A 21469-nucleotide genomic window follows, 5' to 3' on the forward strand; every position below is an offset into this window, starting at 1 on the left:
TTTATCTTTTTAATAAATTTAAGCACCTATATGTGTAGGCGGACTTAGCTATGCCAAAAAAAAGGCAAGAATCTTATAAATTATTAAAACGCCATATTTGTTACTACTTGGCTTCTGGTGTTGTCACAATGACAATGCCTGTATTCGTGCATGCTGAAGAAACAACTACGAGTGCTCCAGTAGAGGCTGAATTTGATTCTGCTTTTTTAATTGGGGATGCTCAGAAAGTTGATATTTCTCGTTTTAAATATGGAAACCCTGTTTTACCAGGCGAATATAACGTTGACGTATATGTAAACGGTCAATGGTTTGGTAAACGTCGTATGGTCTTTAAAGCCTTAGACCCTAATAAAAATGCAGTAACCTGTTTTACAGGGATGAACCTGCTTGAGTACGGCGTTAAACAAGACGTTTTGTCTAAACACACTACACTTCAAAAAGAAAATAATAGTTGTTATAAAATTGAAGAGTGGGTTGAAAATGCATTCTATGAGTTTGATACCTCTCGTTTACGTGTAGATATTTCTATTCCGCAAGTTGCTTTGCAAAAAAATGCGCAAGGCTATGTCGACCCAAGCGTATGGGATCGCGGTATCAATGCTGGTTTTCTGTCTTATAGTGGTAGTGCTTATAAAACATTTAATCAGTCGAATGATCAAAGTGAAACAACAAACGCATTTATGGGCGTTACAGCTGGTTTAAATATTGCTGGTTGGCAATTACGTCATAATGGCCAGTGGCAGTGGCAAGATACCCCTGCTGAAAATCAATCTAAATCAGATTATCAAGAAACAAGTACATACTTACAAAGAGCCTTCCCTAAATACCGTGGTGTTTTAACGCTAGGTGATAGTTTTACAAACGGCGAAGTATTTGACTCTATTGGTTATCGTGGTATCGATTTCTCAAGTGATGACCGAATGCTACCAAATAGTATGTTGGGTTATGCGCCTCGTATTCGTGGTAACGCAAAAACCAATGCAAAAGTTGAAGTTCGTCAACAAGGCCAACTTATCTATCAAACAACGGTTGCACCAGGTAACTTTGAGATTAATGACCTTTACCCTACTGGTTTTGGTGGTGAAATTGAAGTTTCTATTATTGAAGCAAATGGTCAAGTACAAAAATTTTCGGTTCCATATGCTTCAGTTGTACAAATGTTGCGTCCAGGTGTAAACCGTTATTCTTTAACTGTAGGTCAGTTCCGAGATCAAGATATTGACCTTAATCCTTGGGTAGTTCAGGGTAAATACCAACAAGGTATTAACAACTACCTAACAGGTTATACAGGCATACAAGCTACAGAAAATTATGCTGCTGTATTGTTAGGTGCTGCTTTTGCTACACCAATTGGTGCTGTTGCATTAGATGTGACCCACTCTGAAGCTGATTTTGAAAAACAGTCATCACAATCTGGGCAAAGTTTCCGTTTAAGTTATAGTAAGTTAATTTCTCCGACTAACACAAACTTAACCCTTGCTGCATATCGTTACTCGACAGAAAACTTTTATAAATTACGTGATGCTCTACTTATTCGCGATTTAGAAGAAAAAGGCGTAAACACTTATGCGGCTGCGGGCCACCAGCGTAGTGAATTCCAAATTACTTTAAACCAAGGACTTCCTGAAGGTTGGGGTAACTTCTATGTAGTGGGTTCGTGGGTTGACTATTGGAACCGTAGCGAAAGTACTAAACAGTACCAAATTGGTTATAGCAATAACTACCATGGTTTAACTTATGGTTTATCTGCGATTAACCGTAAGGTTGAGTACGGTTCAAATGATGCGACGCATGATACTGAATATTTAATGACGCTTTCATTCCCAATTAACTTTAAAAAGAATTCAGTCAACGTCAACGTTACTGCTTCTGAAGACAGCCGTACTGTTGGCGCAAGTGGGATGGTTGGTGATCGCTTTAGTTATGGTGCCTCTGTTTCACATCAAGACTATGCAAATCCAACATTTAACGCTAATGGACGTTATCGTACGAACTATGCAACTGTTGGCGGCTCTTATAGTATTGCTGATTCTTACCAACAAGCAATGGTTAGCTTAAGTGGTAGTGTAGTTGCACATTCAGATGGTATTTTATTTGGACCTGAGCAAGGTCAAACAATGGTACTTGTACATGCACCTGATGCAGCTGGGGCAAAAGTTAATAATACCGTTGGTTTAAGCGTAAATAAGGCTGGTTATGCGGTTATCCCGTATGTTACACCTTATCGCCTAAACGATATTACGCTTGACCCACAAGAGATGTCGAGCCAAGTAGAGCTTGAAGAAACAAGTCAACGTATCGCACCTTTTGCTGGTGCAATTGCGAAAGTAGATTTTACGACCAAGACAGGTTATGCAGTCTACATTAATAGTAAAACTGCTGATGGCAACAGTTTACCATTTGGAGCTCAAGTCTTTAACCAAAAAGATGAAGCTGTAGGTATTGTTGCACAAGGTAGTATGATTTACTTACGTACCCCACTTGCTCAAGATAGTCTCTATGTGAAATGGGGCGACGAAAGCAATGAGCGTTGTTCGGTTGAGTACAACATCAGTAATCAGTTGCAAAACAAGCAACAAAGCATGGTAATAACTGAGGCTGTCTGCAAATGAAAAGAATATTATTAACAGGTTTTTTATTTACGGCTGGTCTTGGTGTATATGGTGAAGCCAATGCTTACTGTACACTCAGTTCTGGATTCAGCACAGTTGATATATCAATGGCTGTTGGACGAGTTGTTGTTCGACCAAGTGATCCTGTTGGAAAGGTTCTAAGAAAAGCAACTTTTCCAATCAACTCAACTGGACAGGCTTCAACAGCCAAATGCACGTCATATAGTGATAGTATTACAGCGGTATTAACTCAAAGTTACCCTTTAAGCTCACTCGGTAACAGTATTTATTCTACAAATATTCCTGGGATTGGTATTCGCTTATATCGTGAAGCTGAAAATGCAACTAACTTTTCAGGGTATTATCCATATAGTCGTAGTGTGACACCAGGTACGAGTTATTTTCTTGCTTCGGGATATTTTGTTGTCGAAATTGTGAAAACAGCTGAACAGACTGGTTCGGGCACGTTAGTTCCTGGCTTATATAGTCGATACTATGTAAGTGGTTATATGAACCGCCCTTTTTTAACCAGTACTGTTAATGGTAATGCGATTACCATTGCTTCTTCTTCATGTGAAATCCAGGGTAATATTAATAAAGTTGTACAGCTTCCAACCGTTACAAAAGCTGGGTTCAAAGGCGTTGGTTCTACTCAAGGCGAACAAACCTTTGATATGAACATCTTATGTAATGGTGGTATCAACCCTACTGGCTACGAAGAGAAAAACCTCATTAGTTTAACTTATGACTTTACCCAAGACGGAACAAACACTCAGGTACTCGCAAATACTGCTCCGACATCTGAAAAAGCAAACGGCGTAGGTGTACAGTTACTCTGGAACTATCAAAATAAGAATCAAGTCATCAAAAAAGGTGACAAATTAGCCCTAGGTACATTGTCTTCTAACCAGACAATTCAATATAACGTACCGATGACTGCCCGCTACTATCAAACAGCAACAAATGTGACTGCTGGTAAGGTCCGTGCAATGGCTACTGTAACTATTGAATATGATTAATCATATTCAATAGTTTTTAAACCCAATAATTTTAAATATTAATAATAAATTTTACTTTATCACTACTTTCAAAGAATTTAATACTTAACTTAATAGGAATATTTATGAAAAAAATAGGTATAGTTGCTGTTAGTGCAATTACATTATGTTGGGCAATGTATGAGGTATCTTCTGATAATACCAATACAGTAACGCCTAATCAGGCTAGCCAAAAAGTATCATCTAAAAGCATTTCATCGACTACAAAGAATGAAAAATTAGCGTCTCAAACCCTCTTAGCTCAAACTACCTCCCTTAACTCTTCTGCTCCAGTCTGCAAATACAATTTTGACGCGACTCAAGCAGATTTCGATCTATGGAGTAATGAAAATCCTGGATATGTTCCTCTGAAGATATTCCCATCGATAGCAGGCCAAAAATTTAGTCTTAAAGTAGAACCTAGGCCAGAAAGTGAGTATGGCTACATAGATTATGTAGCTAGAAGTAAAGCTAGTCTTAATTCGTCTAATGACATTGGAGATTTCACACTTCCTCATACTGGTATTATCGCATTAGAAATAGAACTTAAAATACCAACAATAAAACTTGTTAATTCAGGATTTGAAAACAATACGTATATGTCTAGTATTTATTTTACGGGCGTGACAAATAATGGTTATACAGTTAGATCAAGCTATGGGTTTGATATGGGAAGTTATGATCCAGATTTTGGTGAAAACCCTCCTATGTTAATTTATTCTGTAAATTATCGTCTTAGCGATAATAGTGGGCCTGATCATTCCTACTACAAAAGCCAGAACATGACAAATAATACACAGGAATATCAACGATTAGGAATATATATTAACCAGAATAATGGGCAGGTCGGTTTTATTGTAAATGGTGTTGATCAAGGTTATAAATCTACTTTACCTGCTCCACTTGAAAATATAAGTTTTAATGTAGTAAGTGGTTTATCAATATATTCTAATCAGTTATTTGGGCAAGAGTTGTCTAGTGAACTCATTACTGACCGTAATGCATTACAGTTTAACTATCCTCAGGGCACAACAGACATGTGTGGTAATGCTATTTAAGATATAAAACTATAAGTGGTAAAAAAGGGCTGAATCACAGCCCTTTTTTTCTTTTATTTAGAAATGAATGACAGTACGAATTGATTTACCTTCGTGCATTAAATCAAAAGCGGTATTAATGTCTTGTAGAGGCATTGTATGCGTTACAAAAGGTTCAAGTTGAATCTCACCTTTCATAGCATCTTCGACCATTTTAGGAAGTTGTGAGCGGCCTTTTACCCCACCAAAAGCAGTACCTAACCATTTACGGCCTGTCACTAGCTGGAATGGACGAGTCGAAATTTCTTGACCTGCACCAGCAACACCAATAATAACGGATTGTCCCCAACCACGATGTGCACACTCTAGAGCCGAACGCATAACCTTGACGTTACCAATACATTCAAATGAATGATCTACGCCCCAACCTGTCATTTCTACAATCACTTGCTGAATAGGTTGGTCATAATCTTTTGGATTTAAGAAATCGGTAGCACCAAACTGTTTAGCAAGTTCAAATTTATCTGGGTTTGTATCTACGACAATAATGCGTCCTGCTTTCGCTTGGCGTGCACCTTGTACAACAGCTAAACCAATACCGCCTAAACCAAATACGGCAACAGAATCACCTTCTTGTACTTTTGCTGTGTTATGCACGGCGCCAATACCAGTTGTCACACCACATCCAAGTAAACAAACTTGTTCGTGATTCGCTTCAGGATTGATTTTAGCCAAAGAGACTTCTGCAACTACCGTATATTCACTAAAGGTTGAACAACCCATGTAATGGTAAATCGGTTCGCCGTTATATGAAAAACGTGTGGTTCCATCCGGCATTACACCTTTACCTTGAGTAGCACGTACCGCAACACATAAGTTGGTTTTTCCAGATTTACAGAATAAACACTCTTTACATTCAGCCGTATAAAGTGGAATCACATGGTCACCAGGTTTAACGCTTGTTACGCCCTCACCCACTTCAACCACAACACCTGCGCCTTCATGACCTAAGATGGCAGGAAAAACACCCTCTGGGTCATCGCCAGATAATGTAAAAGCATCGGTATGACATACCCCTGTATGGGTAATTTTTATTAAAACTTCACCCGCTTGAGGTGGTGCAACATCAACTTCAACAATTTCTAAAGGTTTTCCTGGGGCAAAGGCGACAGCTGCACGAGATTTCATCTTTGGGTTTCCTTTAAATCATTCGGTATTTATAGTCGAGCAAAATAGATTATATATCTCTAATACAAGAGCTTAATTTTGCTTAAATTAAAATTGGCTTTCATGACAATCCATCACAGCATAGCCAGTCAGATACATCTAAGCAAGCCTACATTTAAAAAAGAAGAAAACCTCTTACTTGAAGAGGTTTCTTATCAAATCATTATCTTATAAGCAGCTTTTTTACTTATAGGTAAATATCTGGTGGATATGGTGTGTTATCACTAATTGGAGAATAAAGCGTATTTTCAACAAAGAAGCCATTTGGAGCTTGAGTGGTATCAATCGTAATTGAATCATACATAACTTGTGGATATGCCCAGATAAATTGCTTCATTAACCCTAAAGAAACATTGTTTTTCATGTCACCAAAAATTCGTTGCCAAATGGGTGTTCGATATGGCTTGGTTTTATCAAAACCATAGATATAAGCAATAGAGGCATCGGGAACAAAACCAGATAAATAAATGACTTTATTGGCAGGATAGCCTAACCCTTGTATAGGTATTTGGGAAACTGCCTGATGTGCCAAGTCTAAGCGAGCTTCTAGCAACCAGTCATAAGCTTCTGTCATCATGTAATCAAAATTAGGATATGAATAATGTTGGCTTGGATAGTTAATATAAGTAGCTAATGTCTGAATTGGGGACTGAATGGAAGGAAAGAAAATAAGAGGACTAACTTTGGCAGTAGAATATTTTGCTTTGATCACGGTACGAATATTTTGACAGGTTTGACCTAATTTATTTCTAAGCCATGTTTTAAACTCATCATATGGCGTTCCTGTTTTATTCATTGCCTCATAAATAGTACCCAAATCTGGTGCATATAATCCTGTATCCGCATTAAAAGCCAATTTTGTTGGGTAGTCATACACACAAGGTAGATTGGTGTCAGTGTTATACCACCACCAAGGTTCACCAATCTGCATATTTACATCGCATCCACCCACTACCATTGCATCTGCAAACTCAATAAAGACTTTATGTAGATATGCCAAAGCATTCTGATGACTTAAACTAAAAAAATAGCTCGGTGGTTGGTAGCCTGTTTTACCTAAATTACTGTTCCAGTCACGCTGTGCCCAATATTCATTGGCGCCCAAGGAATACATTTCAAAGCTTACCCCAAAGATGGGTTGCAAACTGGCACTATGCAAAGCCTGAGCATATTTCTCGTGCCATTTACGGGTGCATGAGTTAACGACCGCCTCGCCTGTCACCAACGTATCAGGTATTTGCCATTTATTAATATCGCTTTTCCATGCCATTTCTGGATAATGCGACATCCCACAATAGTGGTTAACAAAACCCTGGTATCCCAAAGCGACCATATTGTTGACTAGGCGCTGCGGGTTTAAGTCATAGTGATCATCATAGCTGGTGCAGATGCCATAATTGTGCTGTGGCACAACTACACGGCTCAAATTTAACTTTGCATTTGTTCCAGTTACAACGGAGTTAGTGAGGCGAATGTAGCCATCTTTTGGTTGACTTAAAGGTATAGCGGTTTGACCATTATAGTCACTGGTAAAGCCAGAAAATGAGATTCGCTGAATATTGGTTACCGGAAAGCTATCTGTAGCAGAGAAGCCTGCTTTTACTGTATCCCAATTAATACGAATATGCGCCGTTCGCGAGGAAGGATTATTTGCGTAATTAAATAGGACAATATATGCAATTTTATTTACGCCATTTTCATTATAGTACACCGTTAAAGTGGGCGTTAAACTTGGATTGTTCAGCACTGGCATAGAAGCAGATAATTCAATATCAAAATCCCAAACTACCCCTGCATAGCTATATTTGGTTTGATACGCTAAAAATTTATGATCTTTAGTGTCATAAGAATCCCAAGTAATTCCTACCAAATCATTTGTCATACGTGATCTAAAAGATGCTTCAAAACCATTTCCATAGTTCGTAATGGCGAAAGACATCGTTTGCGGGCCATCTATTCTCCAATAAATAGGGCTAAACCGATCAATAAGTGTATTCTGAGTGATTGGGCGAGGTGATGTATTAGTATTATTTTGTACATTTTGTGAATTAGTTATCATGTCTACATTCTCTTAATGTATTAAGAAGTTTTATATTAAATAATAATTCCTATTTTATTGTTCAGATAAGTAACAATGACGTTTAAATTATTTACAGTTTATATTTATCATCAAGTTCAAAATAAAATTAAACATGAAATCTTATTATTATTCTAAAATATTTTTACACTGAGGAGTTAATAAATGGCAACTTTTATACAGCCTATAAATTTTAAAGGTTTGTTTTTATTTACTCCTCTTGTATTTGCATTATCAGGTTGTACTGAAACTTTATATTCCAACACAACGTCACCCGCAAAGACCTTTTCGGAAAGTAACGCTTATCCAGAGATCGACACAGCATTAGGAGAAAAGATACAGCCTAACGAAGAGTTGCTCGCTCAAAACATAGCTCAAGTCATTGAAAAGTCAATTCGGGAACAGTACACGGCTGGAAATGCTTTACGTGATGCACATCCTAAGGCGCATGGTTGTGTTCGTGCCGATTTTCATGTCTCAAAAAATATACCTGTCCAGTTTGCTAAAGGAATGTTTATTCCAGATCGAAGTTATCAAGCATGGATTCGTTTTTCTAATGCTTCAAATGACGCCTCTAATACCGACATTAAAAAAGATGCACGTGGCATCGCAATAAAAATTTTAGGTGTGTCTGGACAGAAAATTTTAGAAAGTGAAAAGCAAGCAACCACTCAAGATTTTATTATGATTAATCATCCAGTCTTTTTTGCGAATGATGCTAAACGATATCTTTCTTTCATGAATGATGTGAATAGCCATAATATGGTCAGAAAACTTCACATTCCATTTGCATTAGGTTTTAAGGGAACAATGAATGCTCTTGGAGCACGTAATTCACAAATTGCAAATCCATTATACGCACGTTATTGGTCTATGGTTCCCTATCAGTTAGGGCTTGGCAATGATCGACAAGCAGTTAAATATTCAGTACGTGCTTGTTCAATGCAGCCAAACAATCTACCTAAGAATCCTAGTCATGATTTTTTAAGAGAAGCTTTAAAGAAAACTTTGCAAAGTACAGATGCTTGTATGGAATTTCTTATTCAACCACGAACTTCAAATCAAATGTTGGTAGAAGACTCAATGACAGAATGGGATGAAAAAGCAGCTCCTTTTTATCAAGTAGCAACTATTCATATTCCCAAGCAGAACTTTGACACACCCGAGCAAAATAAGTTTTGTGAGAATCTGTCTTTTACACCGTGGCATGCCCTACCTGAGCATAAACCATTAGGCGCAGTAAACCGAATGCGTAAAGTCATTTATGAAAACATCAGCAGAGTTCGACATGATATGAATTCAGCTCTTAGACAAGAACCTTAAATACTTTAGCCATTGTAGTTTGGTGTAAAAATTTTTCTAAAGATGAGAGTTTGCAATTGTTTCTTTTAAGGGAGATTTTTGCTTGTATCGATAGTGATTCGATCAATAAAATCTGCCAACCATAAAATGAAGTCATCTTCGCTTTTATGCTTTGGAATCAAACTCATATCTAGCTTAATAGGAAGTTCATTTTTTACACTAATAACAACACCTTCGAAGTTCACAAAGTTATATAAAAACTTTAGTTCAGTGCCTGCAATAGCTTTTTTTATTTCTACAATAAGATTATTTAAATTTCTAAAATGATTGTTTGAATAAGAACTTTTAATATTTTTATTAATTTTTTCTGCTAATAGTAAATATTTTGGCATTTCTATCTCCTTATTAATTATTTGTAAAATATAAGTATAAGTTGAAAGTTATAAAAATAATTTTTTAATTTTTATTAAATTGTTTCTATGTTTTTAATTTTAATTGATAAGTTATGTGCAGTATAACTATTTTATTGTTTTAAAATGTGATTTATTTGGAATTTTATTCTGATTAAATTGGTAGGTATTCTTTAACCTTATTTAAGGATAATTAATTAAGTTTTATATTAAATAGGCTCAATATTAAATATATTAAGCCTATTTAATTTTTAATATTCACTTAAGACTAAAATTAAAATTTTACATCTTAAGTCAATTTTGGGAAATTCTTGATTTTATGAATTTTCCCACATTTTCTGCATTCTTTAATTTCGTCATGAGTAATATCAAAGTCATATTCCCAGACATGAATACAAAAAACTTGTCTAAGGTTGTGGAGCATAGACACCTCCTTATAAAAAACCAACTCATTAGTAAGTTCTTTATGAATGCACTTCGCTTATTTTGATGAGTTTTCTTCTTTAGCTTTATCCTCCTTGTGTTTACAGCAGTATCCGAAAACAGCACCAGCACTAAAGAAAAACATAGCCTTGAACATACTTATCTCCAAACGATAATTAAGTAAATTTAAAATTAACATTGAAGGTTGTATCTGTTTTTAGGCCAATGAGACAGATTCTGTGCGTTATGCAAACTTTTGTGAAAAGTTATAACAATATATTTTTTATGAATAAGGTGGATAAAATTAAAAAACCGCCCCAGTAGGCGGTTGCTGAATTTACAGCGAGATATAGAAGTGTAGTGGACGATCACTTCTATATTTTTTATGTACTTATTTTTCTTGGCTTATAATTTTATTAAAGGCATCTGATTTGAAATAATTAATGATCATCTCTCCACCATCTTGTGTAGAAGATGATACTTTGGGTGGTTCCTCATAATTAAACTTATAGTCTGGAGGAATAAATTTTGAGATTGGTGGAAGCTTTGCCTCACCTCTAGTTGTAATTCTTTCAATAAAACCTGCAAGCCAGAGTATATATTCATCTTTATTTTTATAGTTAGGCATAAGGCTCATGTCTAACTTAATGGCACACTCCTCTAAGGGCTTAGTTAGGCATTCCTCAAAATCTATAAAATTGTATTTAAGTTTAAATTTGGTGCCTTTAATTTCATTACGAATTACACCAACTAATTGATTTAAGTGTTCTGCCGAGCTTTCTGAAAATAAATTTTTGTCCTCAATCTTTTTATATACATTCTCAGCGATGATTAAATATTGTGGCATCTCTATTTTCTCCCTTTTATTATTAAGCTACTCACTCAGCCCTTTAAGGAAGTATGATAGATATCATGTTTTCTAATGTAATTGTTGTACTGCCAATTGTAATTAGAGTGTTTTTGTGAAACCTGCAAGCATAACCATCCGAAAAAATTAAATTTAATGCAGACTAAGTCTCATTTTTAAAAAATTCTTTAGTCAAACAATATGTTTAGTTCATTCAGAGTTGGAAGTTCATCGTAAGATTCATCTGCATCTACTGTGTTTACCCAATTTGACTTTGAAACGATACAAAAATTAAGCTTTTTTAGCACAACAATATCTTTGTCTAATAAACCTAATGGAATCCACATAAAATCAGTAGTGCCTACTAAGTTTGGTAGTGGTGATCCACATTGACTGCAAAATGAAGATGTGAAGCCTGTTTCTTTTTTATAGGTGCGGACAAGTTCTAAACCTGATAACCATTCAAATTTATCCTTATTTACTAATGTTGCTGCATTTGCCCCCGTTCCAGTTTGTTTACGGCAGAGACTACAGTGGCAGTGATAGACCGTGTTTATTTTCTTAGTAACTGAAAATTTGACTTCATGGCACAGACAAGAACCCACGTGACTCATCTCAAGCATCCTTAAAAAATAATGTTGAATATAGCATTAGGCATAAAAGGGTTAAATTTAACTTTATATTTTTAAATAGATATATCTCTATAAAAATAAAGAATTGCTAGCGTTGAGGCTTGGCAGAATGTATTTATAACGTTTAATATGAATTTTGACATATAAATTGAATATAAAAATGCTGTGATGTGCTTATCTTGGATGCGACTTTAAAAGCTTACATGATTAATCAAATTTATCAGCAGTATAGTAGTATGGCATTAAATGCTTGGGGCTTTACACATACACCTTCGTATAACGGTACATACGACCCTGATGAGAATGATATAGTGACGAATAGCTTTAATTGGTTGAATGATGAGCAAGCTACAAAAAAAACAGAACAAGGACTGACTGCTTTTGTGGCATTAGATGATGCCTTTATTAGTATCGCTTCTCGTATGTATCTGATTAGAAATGCAAAAGAAAAAATCGATTTACAATATTATATTTGGACCAATGATTTTGTTGGAAACTTAATGCTGCACGAGTTACTAACGGCGGCAGATCGTGGCGTAAAAATCCGCTTACTTATTGATGATCAAAATGGAGTAAAGCTGGATGGAGTTCTTAGAAGCCTTCTCCACCACCCCAATTTTGAAATTCGATTATTTAATCCATATAAGTTTAGATATTTAAGAATTTTAGACTATATTTTTCGGTTCAAAAAAGTAAATCATCGCATGCATAATAAGTTAATTATTGCAGATGGCGTGATTGCGGTAACAGGCGGTCGAAATATTAGTAGTGAGTATTTTGATGCAAGTAGTAAATTTCAGTTTACAGATCTAGATATTTTATTTTATGGACATACCGTACAACATGCACAGTCTGTCTTTAATGATTTTTGGGAAAGCGATTTAAGTCAAAATGCTACTGAGCTGGTAGGAACATGTGCTGTCCACCATTTGCAAACACTAAGGCAGCACTACCATGATTTAATTCATGAAAGTGAAAATCATACTCAAACTGAAGATAAGCTTTACGATGCTCAAAGCTATTTAAAAGAACTTTTAGAGCACTATCCAATCCAGTGGTCAAAAGCATATTTTGTTGCTGATTCACCTAAAAAAATCTTAGGACTGGCCGCTAAAGAAGAAATGCTTTATGGGCAAGTCCTAAAGATTATGGGTGAACCAAAGCAGCATATCGAATTAGCTTCTGCTTATTTTGTTCCTACTCAACAAGGCACTTATTATTTAAAACAACTCAAGGTGCAAGGTGTTAAAGTTAGGGTTTTAACCAACTCTTTTGCTGCAAATGATGTAGCAATTGTGCATGCCTTTTATAGTCAATATCGAGTCGAGATGCTTAAAAGTGGTGTAGAACTATTTGAGTTTAAGCCCTTTTTAGAACGCAGACGCAGAACTTGGTATGAAGTGGTGACTGGAAGTGTGATTCCTGCTAAAGGTAAAAATAAATCGAGCTTACATGCCAAGTTTTTTGATGTAGACGGTAAAGTATTTATTGGTTCGTTTAACTTTGATCCTCGTTCGACTTACTTAAATACTGAGGTCGGTCTGGTTATTGAGTCGAGTCAATTACAAGCGCAAATTTCGGTCATGCTCGATCAGCACTTACCTCAAGTTGCTTACCAGCTTAAGTTAAATAGTGAAGGCAAAATTGTTTGGTTAGATTATCAGTCGGATGGAAAGATTGTTGAATATGAAAAAGACCCAGATACGAGCCTTTTCCAACGTACCATGATTAAAGCTGTTTCATATTTACCAGTTGAATGGATGATGTAACAGCATTTCAAGTTTACTTATAAAATGCCTATCTCTTTAAAGAATTTTTGATAAGCCTCTGCTTTCTTCTCTAGCGCTAATGGATATGCTCTAGAAGAAGATGGTAGACGATATAAATTAATATTTCGTCCAGCAAAGTAAGTCGAGGTAGACATTCCTATAAGCGGTTTTTCGGTGTGCTCTGGTAAAACTGAAATTAAAGTATCAGTCGCTTTATCGCCTGTGGTCATAATGGTTTGACATAGAGGAATTTGCTGAAGTAAAACTGCAAGATCTGTTGGTGTTACTATTTCAAGAAATTTATCTGCGGCATTCCCTTTCAACCGCTTAATTTGATAAGCGGTATCAAAGATTGCAATACCAGTTTCAATCAAGAAGTTTCGAATACGTTCTTCATTAAAATTTTTTTGGCTTTCACTTAAAAAGTAAGTTTTGTCTTGGAAAAAGATCAAACCGAAAATACGCCACATATCATTTTGGAAATTGGGATAGTAAAAATCCATCTTCCATTTATTACGTGGTGGTGGAAAACTGCCTAATATTAATAAACGGGCATTCTCAGGTAAAAATGGCTCAAGTGGATGGGTTTCTATCTCAATTATCATAAAAAATCAGTATTTACTTAAAAAATTTTATAAACAAATTAACCTATTTTTTAGTTAATCACGAGTCATGAAATGCAATTTCTCTAGATTAAAGCGTTAAAGGTTGTACAAAAGCGATCATTATTGAGGAATACTTATTTTAAAAATGCTATGTGAGTGTTGATTTAAATAATCGACTTGACCTTTATGGGCAATGACAAGGGCTTGTACAACCGAAAGACCTAACCCAGTGCCGCCTAATTCTTTATTTCTTGATTGTTCTAACCTGAAAAAAGGGTTAAATAAATCTTTACGATGCTCAGCTGAAATGCCTGGTCCTTCATCTTCTATTTCAAGAATCCAGTTAGTTTGTTCTTGTCTCGTTGAAACAATTAACTTTCCCGGATTTGCATAACGTGTAGCGTTATCCAGTAAAGCAATTAAAATCTGTTCAATTCGCCGTTGATCACACTCAACTTTTGGCGCTTCAATATCGAAAATGACTTTAAGCTGAGCTTTTTCTAATTTTTCTTCAAACATGTGCACGACTTTGTGAGCAGTTTCATTAAAACAAATCGTTTCGAGGTTAAGTCTAAGCTGTTGGTTTTCAAAAAGACTCAATGTACGTAAATCTTCGACTAGGTTTGAAAGACCTTCTACTTGATTTAGTAAATTTTTAAATAAAATGGGGTCAGCTTCAAAAACACCATCAATAATCCCCTGCAACCTACCTTGCAAAATGGTGACTGGCGTTCTTAACTCATGTGCAATTGCGGCATTCCAGACATGAGCATTTTCAACTGAGGTCTCTAGTTTTTGAGCCATATCATTAAAATTATCCATAAGCTCACCAATTTCAGAAGAATGATGCGTCGGTTTTTCAACTCGTGCACTTAAATTCCCATGACTAATTTTCTTGGCTGCATCTGCTAATAGATTAATAGGCACAATAAAGCGTTGAGCAAGCTTGATGCCTAAAATAATTGATAATGCTGTGCCAAACAAAAGCACGGCGAATAACCATATACCATCTAGATAGTGGAAAAACTCATCACTTTCTTTCAGCTTTTCGAGAGATATAAGCCCTACTTCAATTGCAACATAGTAGGTGCCATAACCTAAAATTAGCGAACTCAGCGTAACACTTAGGCTGGTAAAGCTCAGTGCAATAATCAGTTGTTTACTAATGCCTGTTTTATTTTTCATGTGGATGATCCAACCTGTAGCCTACACCACGAACATTGATGAGCATATTTCGTAAACCTAGATCTTCTATTTTCTTTCGTAGCTTACTGACATGACTATCGACCGTACGTTCTAATGCATCTCGATCTGGTAGACACTGATTCATGAGTTCTGAACGGGTAAAGACTTTATGAGGATGAGGCAACATCAGTAATAAAATTTTGTACTCAGTTAGAGTTAAATTGAGTGCTTGTTTTTGATCCCCCGAATGGATATAAGCAGTATGAATTTCGGTATTCACCTCAATATTTTTATAAATCAGATTTCGGTTAGGAGCTTGCTGATTTTGTTGAGTACGTCTTAGTACTGCTTGTACACGTGCGACCACTTCATTTGGATTAAACGGTTTTACGACAAAGTCGTCTGCTCCAATTCTTAAAGCCATGACTTTATCAATTTCTTGATCTAAAGCCGTAAGCATAATGACTGGTGTTGCTGCTTTCTGCCGAATTTTATTCAGTACTTCCCACCCGCTCAGTTCCGGCATTTTTATATCGAGAATCACCAGATCAATAGGCTGCGCTGCGTGTATTTCAATTGCCTGCTTACCATTCATGGCCCGTACAACACGCATACCTTCACGCTTAAGATAATGTTCAATAATATCGCCAATATCATATTCATCTTCTACAACAAGAATAAGCTTATCCTGACAATTAAACGTAAAGGTTGACTCGAACATAGCAATAAGACGCGGGAAAAATTTGATTTATCATACGCGTATTTTTTGATAGATCTCCACACTTTTTCCACATATTCGTGATTTTGGTTACACACACATCAAAAATAATGCCAGCATCTAGAAGTCCATTAGGTGTTATAAAAGTGCAAAAGCATTTTTTAGTTCCATTCGTTTTATCTTTCGGTCTTGTATTACATGGCTGTGGCAATGAACAAGTAAGTGATCAAACACAAGTACCTACGGCTAAGGTTACAGTTATTTCAATTCAACCGCAGTCTATTAACTTTAGTGAAAATCTACCAGCGCGTGTTCAAGCTTTCAGAACTGCTGAAATTCGTCCTCAAGTTGGCGGTATTATCGAAAAAGTTTTATTCGCTCAAGGTAGTGAAGTTAAAGCTGGACAACCTCTATATAAAATAAACTCAGAAACATTTGAGGCTGATGTAAATAGTAATCGAGCTGGTTTAAATAAAGCTGAAGCAGAAGTAAACCGCTTAAAAATACAACTTGAGCGCTACCAGCAACTTTTACCAAGTAATGCGATTAGCAAGCAAGAAGTAAGTAATGTCGAAGCGCAATATCGACAAGCGATTGCAGATGTTGCTCAAATGAAAGCGTTATTGGCTCGTCAAAATCTTAATTTACAGTATGCGACAGTGCGAGCACCGATTTCCGGACGTATTGGTAAATCATTCGTAACGGAAGGCGCTTTGGTTAGTCAGGCTGATAGCAACACTATGGCGACTATTCAACAAATTGACCGCGTTTATGTCGATGTAAAGCAGTCTATTGGAGAATATGAGCGCCTACAGGCGGCTCTACAAAGTGGTGAGTTATCAGCCAACAATCAAAAAGCTGTACAGATTTTGAATAGTTTGGGACAGCCCTATAACGTTACAGCAAAAATGCTGTTTGAAGATATAAATGTGGACCCTGAAACTGGGGATGTCACCATCCGTATTGAAGTGAACAATCCTGAAAGAAAATTACTGCCGGGTATGTATGTCCGCGTTAATATTGAGCGTGCTTCGGTTCCTCAGGCCTTACTCGTGCCAGAACAAGCTATTCAGCGCAATATGAATGGCGATCCTCAAGTATATGTAGTGAATGCCAAAGGTGGCGCAGATGTTCGCTCAATAGAGTTAGGGCAACAATATGAGCAGTTTTATCTCATCAATAAAGGGCTGAAAGCAGGCGACAAAGTTGTTGTTGAAGGCATAGAGCGTATCCAACCCAACCAAAAACTGGCAATTTCAGCATGGAAAGCAGCCTCAACAAAAAATACGGTGAAGCAAGGAGATGCTAAATGATGTCTCAATTCTTTATTCGCCGTCCTGTTTTTGCATGGGTAATTGCAATTTTTATTATTCTATTTGGTGTACTGAGTATTCCAAAGTTACCCATTGCACGCTTTCCGAGTGTTGCACCACCCGAAGTGAACATTACAGCAAGTTATCCTGGCGCTACTCCCAAAACGATTAATGATAGTGTAATTACCCTTATTGAACGGGAAATGTCAGGAGTAAAAAACTTACTCTACTATAGTGCTACAACAGATTCGTCAGGAACCGCTGAAATTACCGCGACGTTTAAACCCGGTACTAATGTGGATATGGCACAAGTCGACGTACAAAACAAAATTAAAGCGGTTGAAGCACGCTTACCCCAAGTCGTCCGCCAACAAGGCTTAGCTGTAGAGGCATCGTCCTCAGGCTTTTTAATGCTTGTCGGTTTAAACTCACCTAACCATCGTTATTCAGAAGTCGATTTAAGCGATTATCTGGTTCGTAATGTGGTCGAAGAGCTTAAACGTGTTGACGGTGTCGGAAAAATTCAGTCCTTTGGTGCCGAAAAAGCGATGCGAATTTGGGTAGACCCAAATAAATTAGTTTCTTATGGTCTATCGATTAGTGATGTAAATAATGCAATTCGTAACAATAATATCGATATTGCACCAGGACGACTTGGTGACCGTCCTCTCGTTAATGGTCAATTAATTACTATACCTTTATCCGCTCAAGGACAGCTTGAAAATGTAGAGCAGTTCAAAAATATTAGTCTAAAGAGCAATATTAGTGGTGCCAATATTAAGTTGTCGGATGTAGCCGACGTAGAAATGGGAGCTCAGTCATATAATTTTGCGATTTTAGAAAATGGTAAACCTGCAACAGCTGCGGCCATTCAGTTGAGCCCTGGTGCAAATGCAGTAAAAACAGCAGATGCGGTAAAACAGAAACTCGAAGAACTAAAAGTAAATTTACCTGAAGGCATGCAATTTAGCGTTCCTTACGATACTGCACCTTTTGTTAAAATTTCGATAGAAAAAGTAGTTCATACATTAATTGAAGCCATGGTTTTGGTCTTCATTGTGATGTATCTATTTCTTCATAATGTTCGCTATACCTTAATTCCTGCGATTGTCGCTCCAATTGCCCTGCTTGGTACGTTTACCATCATGCTTTTAACAGGTTACTCAATTAATGTGTTAACCATGTTCGGTATGGTGCTTGCGATCGGGATTATCGTCGATGACGCGATTGTAGTCGTTGAGAATGTAGAACGAATTATGGCAACCGAAGGTCTATCGCCTAAAGAAGCGACTTCAAAAGCCATGACAGAGATTACCAGCCCGATTATTGGTATTACTTTGGTACTGGCAGCCGTATTTTTACCAATGGCCTTAGCAAGTGGTTCAGTCGGTATTATTTACCGCCAATTTACCATTACGATGTCAGTCTCAATTTTATTCTCGGCATTTTTAGCTTTAACACTCACCCCTGCACTTTGTGCAACCTTATTAAAACCTGTTGATGCAAATCATCAAAAGAAAGGTTTTTATGCATGGTTTGATCGTAGCTTTGATAAAGTCACAAAAAAATATGAAGCGATTTTACTTAAAGTCGTTAAACATGCTATTCCGACTCTAATTATTTTTGTGGTGATTACAGGTTTAACTTTTGCAGGTATGAAATATTGGCCAACTGCTTTTATGCCCGAGGAAGATCAAGGCTGGTTTTTAACGTCGTTCCAATTACCTTCAGATGCGACTGCTGAACGTACGACAAAAATTGTGAAAGATTTTGAAAACCATTTAAATGAGCAGTCGGATGTTAAAAGCAATATTTCAATTATGGGTTGGGGTTTTAGTGGCGCTGGCCAAAACGTTGCACTCGCTTTTACAACCTTAAAAGATTTTGGTGAGCGTGATAAATCTACTACTGACTATACCAACTTCATAAATGTTGAAATGGCAAACAGTAAAGAAGGTACAACTATGTCTGTACTTCCTCCAGCAATTGATGAATTGGGTACATCTTCAGGCTTTAGTTTGCGTTTACAAGACAAAGCAAATTTAGGAATGCCTGCTTTAATTTCGGCCCAAGAAAAGCTTATGGAAATGGCGGCCCAAAACAAAAAGTTTTATATGGTTTACCCAGAAGGTTTACCTCAAGGTGACAATATTAGCTTGAAGATCGACCGCGAGAAATTAAATACTCTAGGAGTAAGCTTTGCTTCTGTTTCGGATATTATTTCGACCTCAATGGGATCGATGTATATCAATGATTTTCCAAATCAAGGCAGAATGCAGCAAGTTATTGTTCAAGCCAATGCAAAATCACGAATGCATTTAAAAGATATCTTGAGTTTGAAGGTTGCAGGCGCAAACGGACAACTGGTGTCTTTATCTGAGGTCGTGATTCCTCAGTGGAATAAGTTGCCACAGCAATATAACCGCTACAATGGCCGACCATCATTAAGTATAGCTGGAGTGCCTAACATAGGGGTATCTTCAGGTGATGCGATGCGAGAAATGGAAAAGCTGATTGCCAAACTTCCTCAAGGTATTGGTTATGAGTGGACAGGTATTTCATTACAAGAAAAGCAATCTGAATCTCAAATGGTATTCCTTATTGCTTTATCGATGTTAGTCGTGTTTTTAGTTTTAGCTGCACTTTATGAAAGTTGGTCAATTCCATTATCTGTCATGCTTGTTGTTCCCTTAGGAATCTTTGGTGCGGTAATGGCCATTATGTTAAGAGGAATGCCAAACGATATTTTCTTCAAAATTGGTCTTATCACTATTATTGGTTTATCTGCCAAAAATGCGATTTTAATTGTTGAGTTCGCAAAGATGCTCAAAGAAGAAGGCATGACTTTAATTGAAGCAGCCGTTGCAGCAGCAAAGTTACGCCTACGCCCAATTTTGATGACTTCCCTTGCCTTTACTTGTGGTGTTATCCCATTGGTCATTGCAACTGGAGCAAGTTCGGAAACTCAGCATGCATTAGGTACAGGAGTATTTGGAGGCATGATATCTGCCACCATCTTGGCCATCTTTTTTGTTCCCGTGTTCTTTATTTTTGTGTTGGGAGCCGCAGAGAAACTATTTTCCAAAAAGAAAATTAATTCTTAGTTAAATACATTGAGGCGAAACGTATCTATGTTTCGCCTCAATGACTTAGAAATATGAAAAATGTACTTACAGAAAAACGATTAAGAATTAAGGACTTTAAAGACTTTACCTGTTCTAGGATGAGCAAAGCTATTATCTGGATCTAAATTGATGACTTTATCCGAAATCACAATTTTAGAAAGTGGTAACCAGCTCTGTTCCAGTTCAACGTCTATAAAGTTTTTTTCATTGATATTTTCATAAATTTGTTCGACAACGATTTCCATACCACACATACTTTTAGCATTCACTTCTTTTAAGATATGGCGTTTTGACATACTAGTCTCCATTTTTTTATTATCCGCATCGACAATAATAAAGATTGCACTGATACAATATGTAAATTTTAATAATGAAAGTGTTTTCTTTGTTCTAATCATATTTTTGTAATAATTAAATGAATAGTTGAGTGATTATTTAATTTAAATATTATTTTTAAGTTAATCTATTCAATGTAAATATTACTTATTAAAAAATTTACTTTTAATCAAAATTAAAGGGTTCATTAACTGAACCCTTTTTATTTAATTCTAAACTTGTACTGCGTTATCCAGCGAACCATCATCTTTATTTTTAGCAGTGTCTTTACTAATCAATGAGTCTGTATCACTATCTGTGGTAAAGCTTTTGCTATTTTTTTGCTTTTTCTTGTACATACACATCCCAATCGCGATACCTGTTCCCAATACTATAATTGACTTTAACATTTTGCACCTCTTCGATTAACGGAGTAACTTTTGAGAAATTAGCTTAAATTAATAGCATAAAATTTGTTATTTAACGGCTTTCATTTGCTCCGCTTTTGTAAGGTGTTTATTTTTTATGTTAATTGAAGAGTAAAATAATCCCGAAAAATAAATTTTGATACAAAGCAAAAAGCCTATTCTAAAAAAGAATAGGCTTTTCACTGTATTTCAGGATTAAGCAGTATTATGAATCGCTTTATGCAATCTTATTATCTTTAAAAATACATTACAAATGTATTTAATGCTGAACTTTTAGTCAAGATGGGATTGAGGGTTTTTACCAATAATTAGCGATTATTGTGATGACTGTCACATTTATATAATTAGGATAAGAAAAAACCCATTTCTACTTCTCATAAAGAAATGGGTGATGTGAAAACCACAAA

At 36.3% G+C, this 21469-nt stretch carries 17 protein-coding genes; 7 read left to right on the forward strand and 10 right to left on the reverse strand.

Going from position 1 to position 21469, the window contains the following annotated elements:
- Nucleotides 1–50: 50 nt before the first annotated feature.
- The 3 genes from F928_RS12805 to F928_RS12815 all read left to right on the forward strand — a co-directional run bounded on the left by F928_RS12805 (nt 51) and on the right by F928_RS12815 (nt 4707).
- Nucleotides 51–2612 carry a fimbria/pilus outer membrane usher protein gene (locus F928_RS12805; protein ID WP_005075993.1) on the forward strand — a complete coding sequence of 854 codons (2562 nt, stop codon included), beginning with the start codon at nt 51–53 and terminating at the stop codon, nt 2610–2612.
- Nucleotides 2609–3631, forward strand: coding sequence for a fimbrial protein (locus F928_RS12810; RefSeq protein ID WP_002113594.1), 1023 nt, complete (start codon nt 2609–2611; stop codon nt 3629–3631). The genes F928_RS12805 and F928_RS12810 overlap by 4 nt, the downstream gene beginning before the upstream one ends.
- A 104-nt stretch (nt 3632–3735) precedes the next feature.
- Entirely contained in the window at nt 3736–4707 is a 972-nt protein-coding gene (locus tag F928_RS12815; protein ID WP_002113831.1) for a DUF4882 family protein, read from the forward strand.
- 57 nt (nt 4708–4764) lie between these two features.
- Here the strand turns inward: F928_RS12815 and adhC are convergent, their stop codons facing one another.
- Together adhC and F928_RS12825 are read right to left on the reverse strand one after the other, a co-directional pair.
- Nucleotides 4765–5874: an S-(hydroxymethyl)glutathione dehydrogenase/class III alcohol dehydrogenase gene (gene adhC, locus F928_RS12820; RefSeq protein ID WP_002113559.1), complete on the reverse strand. Its 1110-nt coding sequence runs from the start codon at nt 5872–5874 to the stop codon at nt 4765–4767.
- 226 nt (nt 5875–6100) lie between these two features.
- A complete protein-coding gene (locus tag F928_RS12825; protein WP_005075997.1) occupies nt 6101–7972 on the reverse strand; it encodes a non-contractile tail sheath protein in 1872 nt (623 codons plus the stop codon).
- Nucleotides 7973–8155: 183 nt separating this feature from the next.
- On the opposite strand from F928_RS12825, the gene F928_RS12830 reads away from it, so the two are divergent.
- Nucleotides 8156–9313 (forward strand): catalase family protein, encoded by a 1158-nt coding sequence (locus F928_RS12830; RefSeq protein ID WP_005075999.1) that lies wholly within the window; start codon nt 8156–8158, stop codon nt 9311–9313.
- Nucleotides 9314–9378: 65 nt separating this feature from the next.
- Here F928_RS12830 and F928_RS12835 read toward each other — a convergent pair whose 3' ends face one another.
- The 3 genes from F928_RS12835 to F928_RS12845 all read right to left on the reverse strand — a co-directional run bounded on the left by F928_RS12835 (nt 9379) and on the right by F928_RS12845 (nt 11595).
- Nucleotides 9379–9684, reverse strand: coding sequence for a hypothetical protein (locus tag F928_RS12835; RefSeq protein WP_002113703.1), 306 nt, complete (start codon nt 9682–9684; stop codon nt 9379–9381).
- Nucleotides 9685–10516: 832 nt separating this feature from the next.
- Nucleotides 10517–10972 carry a hypothetical protein gene (locus F928_RS12840; protein ID WP_005076007.1) on the reverse strand — a complete coding sequence of 152 codons (456 nt, stop codon included), beginning with the start codon at nt 10970–10972 and terminating at the stop codon, nt 10517–10519.
- A 188-nt stretch (nt 10973–11160) separates the two neighbouring features.
- The gene (locus tag F928_RS12845) at nt 11161–11595 is read right to left on the reverse strand and encodes a GFA family protein (protein WP_080632707.1); all 435 of its coding nucleotides are present in this window, start codon (nt 11593–11595) and stop codon (nt 11161–11163) included.
- A gap of 188 nt (nt 11596–11783) precedes the next feature.
- On the opposite strand from F928_RS12845, the gene F928_RS12850 reads away from it, so the two are divergent.
- On the forward strand, nt 11784–13373 hold the full coding sequence (locus tag F928_RS12850; RefSeq protein ID WP_019767813.1) for a phospholipase D family protein: 1590 nt from the start codon (nt 11784–11786) through the stop codon (nt 13371–13373).
- 17 nt (nt 13374–13390) lie between these two features.
- On the opposite strand, the gene F928_RS12855 is transcribed toward F928_RS12850, so the two are convergent.
- The 3 genes from F928_RS12855 to adeR form a co-directional block, all read right to left on the reverse strand.
- Nucleotides 13391–13978 (reverse strand): uracil-DNA glycosylase family protein, encoded by a 588-nt coding sequence (locus F928_RS12855; RefSeq protein WP_005076012.1) that lies wholly within the window; start codon nt 13976–13978, stop codon nt 13391–13393.
- Between the two features lie 120 nt (nt 13979–14098).
- Nucleotides 14099–15163 carry a two-component sensor histidine kinase AdeS gene (adeS, locus tag F928_RS12860; protein ID WP_005076014.1) on the reverse strand — a complete coding sequence of 355 codons (1065 nt, stop codon included), beginning with the start codon at nt 15161–15163 and terminating at the stop codon, nt 14099–14101.
- Nucleotides 15153–15884, reverse strand: a complete 732-nt coding sequence (gene adeR, locus F928_RS12865; RefSeq protein ID WP_005076017.1) for an efflux system response regulator transcription factor AdeR — start codon at nt 15882–15884, stop codon at nt 15153–15155. Before adeR ends, adeS begins: the two co-directional genes overlap by 11 nt.
- A gap of 143 nt (nt 15885–16027) precedes the next feature.
- On the opposite strand from adeR, the gene acrE reads away from it, so the two are divergent.
- Both acrE and F928_RS12875 read left to right on the forward strand, forming a co-directional pair.
- Nucleotides 16028–17194 (forward strand): efflux RND transporter periplasmic adaptor subunit, encoded by a 1167-nt coding sequence (gene acrE / locus F928_RS12870; protein WP_025469671.1) that lies wholly within the window; start codon nt 16028–16030, stop codon nt 17192–17194.
- Nucleotides 17191–20298 (forward strand): efflux RND transporter permease subunit, encoded by a 3108-nt coding sequence (locus tag F928_RS12875; RefSeq protein ID WP_005076020.1) that lies wholly within the window; start codon nt 17191–17193, stop codon nt 20296–20298. The genes acrE and F928_RS12875 overlap by 4 nt, the downstream gene beginning before the upstream one ends.
- An 80-nt stretch (nt 20299–20378) precedes the next feature.
- Here F928_RS12875 and F928_RS0103830 read toward each other — a convergent pair whose 3' ends face one another.
- Together F928_RS0103830 and F928_RS12880 are read right to left on the reverse strand one after the other, a co-directional pair.
- The gene (locus F928_RS0103830) at nt 20379–20615 is read right to left on the reverse strand and encodes a hypothetical protein (protein WP_016806236.1); all 237 of its coding nucleotides are present in this window, start codon (nt 20613–20615) and stop codon (nt 20379–20381) included.
- A gap of 252 nt (nt 20616–20867) precedes the next feature.
- Nucleotides 20868–21044: a hypothetical protein gene (locus tag F928_RS12880; RefSeq protein WP_002113575.1), complete on the reverse strand. Its 177-nt coding sequence runs from the start codon at nt 21042–21044 to the stop codon at nt 20868–20870.
- Between the last annotated feature and the right edge of the window lie 425 nt (nt 21045–21469).

This window comes from Acinetobacter pittii ATCC 19004 = CIP 70.29, assembly GCF_000369045.1.
Taxonomy (GTDB): domain Bacteria; phylum Pseudomonadota; class Gammaproteobacteria; order Pseudomonadales; family Moraxellaceae; genus Acinetobacter; species Acinetobacter pittii.

What these genes read in the sequence shown, in the direction of transcription:
- F928_RS12805 (WP_005075993.1), top strand. Translation starts at nt 51, where the DNA reads ATGCCAAAAAAAAGGCAAGAATCTTATAAATTATTAAAACGCCATATT.
- F928_RS12810 (WP_002113594.1), top strand. Translation starts at nt 2,609, where the DNA reads ATGAAAAGAATATTATTAACAGGTTTTTTATTTACGGCTGGTCTTGGT.
- F928_RS12815 (WP_002113831.1), top strand. Translation starts at nt 3,736, where the DNA reads ATGAAAAAAATAGGTATAGTTGCTGTTAGTGCAATTACATTATGTTGG.
- adhC (WP_002113559.1), bottom strand. Translation starts at nt 5,874, where the DNA reads ATGAAATCTCGTGCAGCTGTCGCCTTTGCCCCAGGAAAACCTTTAGAA.
- F928_RS12825 (WP_005075997.1), bottom strand. Translation starts at nt 7,972, where the DNA reads ATGATAACTAATTCACAAAATGTACAAAATAATACTAATACATCACCT.
- F928_RS12830 (WP_005075999.1), top strand. Translation starts at nt 8,156, where the DNA reads ATGGCAACTTTTATACAGCCTATAAATTTTAAAGGTTTGTTTTTATTT.
- F928_RS12835 (WP_002113703.1), bottom strand. Translation starts at nt 9,684, where the DNA reads ATGCCAAAATATTTACTATTAGCAGAAAAAATTAATAAAAATATTAAA.
- F928_RS12840 (WP_005076007.1), bottom strand. Translation starts at nt 10,972, where the DNA reads ATGCCACAATATTTAATCATCGCTGAGAATGTATATAAAAAGATTGAG.
- F928_RS12845 (WP_080632707.1), bottom strand. Translation starts at nt 11,595, where the DNA reads ATGCTTGAGATGAGTCACGTGGGTTCTTGTCTGTGCCATGAAGTCAAA.
- F928_RS12855 (WP_005076012.1), bottom strand. Translation starts at nt 13,978, where the DNA reads ATGATAATTGAGATAGAAACCCATCCACTTGAGCCATTTTTACCTGAG.
- adeS (WP_005076014.1), bottom strand. Translation starts at nt 15,163, where the DNA reads ATGAAAAATAAAACAGGCATTAGTAAACAACTGATTATTGCACTGAGC.
- adeR (WP_005076017.1), bottom strand. Translation starts at nt 15,884, where the DNA reads ATGTTCGAGTCAACCTTTACGTTTAATTGTCAGGATAAGCTTATTCTT.
- F928_RS12875 (WP_005076020.1), top strand. Translation starts at nt 17,191, where the DNA reads ATGATGTCTCAATTCTTTATTCGCCGTCCTGTTTTTGCATGGGTAATT.
- F928_RS0103830 (WP_016806236.1), bottom strand. Translation starts at nt 20,615, where the DNA reads ATGTCAAAACGCCATATCTTAAAAGAAGTGAATGCTAAAAGTATGTGT.
- F928_RS12880 (WP_002113575.1), bottom strand. Translation starts at nt 21,044, where the DNA reads ATGTTAAAGTCAATTATAGTATTGGGAACAGGTATCGCGATTGGGATG.